The organism is Micromonospora sp. AMSO31t, assembly GCF_008868175.1.
Lineage (GTDB): Bacteria > Actinomycetota > Actinomycetes > Mycobacteriales > Micromonosporaceae > Micromonospora.
This window is the reverse complement of sequence record NZ_WBKT01000307.1, coordinates 1-1,214: the sequence shown is the minus strand read 5'-3', so window position 1 is coordinate 1,214 and position 1,214 is coordinate 1. Positions and strand designations below refer to the sequence as shown.

At 81.6% G+C, this 1,214-nt stretch carries 1 protein-coding gene; it reads left to right on the top strand.

Annotation, left to right across the window (positions count from 1 at the left end; genetic code table 11):
• On the top strand, positions 1 to 1,214 hold a 1,214-nt coding region (locus tag F8274_RS30670), incomplete at both ends, for a DUF6350 family protein (protein WP_225854057.1).

Below are 1,214 nucleotides of genomic sequence, written 5' to 3'. Positions count from 1 at the left end.
CGGCCGGGCGGCCGTGCCCGGCCGGCGCCGCGGGTGCCCGCGCCCCGGTCGGGGGAGTCGCCGCGCGGCCGGGCCCCGCTGCCCGTCGCCGCCGGGGTGGCGGCCCTCTGGGCCGCCGTGACGTCGTGGCTGCCGGTCACCCTGGTGCTCGGCCTGGCCCAGCTCAGCGAGGACGCCGGCTCACTGCCCGGCGCGCTGCGCGCCGGCCTGGTCGGCTGGCTGCTCGGCCACGGCGTGCCGCTGGAGACCTCCGCCGGGCCGCTCGGTCTGGCGCCGCTGGCCCTGACCGCGCTCGCCGTCTGGCGGCTCACCCGCGCCGGGGTGCACGTCAGCCGGGCCGTCGGCGCGCGGGGCAACCGCTCGCCCGGGCGGGCGCTCACCGTCGCGGTCGCGGTCGGCATCCCGTACGGGCTGCTCGGCGCCCTCGCGGCGATCGCGGTCGGCGCGGGAGGGTTGCGGGTGTCCCCGCTCCGGGCCGGGCTGACCTTCGCGGTCCTCGGCGGGCTCGCCGCCCTGGTCGGCGCGCTGCGGACCACCGGCGTCTGGGTCCTGCTGGCCCGCCGTTCCCCGGCGGCGCTGCGCGACGGGCTGCGCACCGGGCTGGTCGCCGGCCTGCTGCTGTTCGGCGCGGGCGCCGGGGCGGCCGGGCTGGCCGTGGCCACCGGGGGCGGCGACGCGGCCGACATGATCGGGGCGTACCGGACCGGGGTGGCCGGTCAGGCGGGCATCACCCTGGTCAGCCTCGCCTACGCGCCGAACGCCACGGTCTGGTCGGTCAGTTACCTGCTCGGTCCGGGGTTCGCCGTCGGCACCGACACCGCCGTGCAGACCAGCGAGGTCTCCGTCGGCGCGCTGCCGGCCGTACCGTTGCTGGCCGGCCTGCCACGGGGCCCGGTGGACGGGCTGGGCGCCGCGCTGCTCGCGGTGCCGGTGCTGGCCGCGATGGCGGCCGGCTGGCTGCTGGCCCGGCGGCTGCTGCGGCTCGCGGCCGAGGACCGCGCGCCGGTCGGGTGGTCCACCCTGCTCGTTCCGGCGGCGCTCGCCGGCCCGGTCGCGGGGCTGCTGCTCGGCCTGGCCGCGGCGGCGTCCGGCGGCCCGCTCGGCGGCGGCCGGCTCGCGGACATCGGCCCGTCGGCCTGGCCGGTGGCGGGCGCGGCCACCCTGGTGATCGCCGTCGGGGCCGTCCTCGGCGCCGCGGCCGGCCGCAGCCTCAC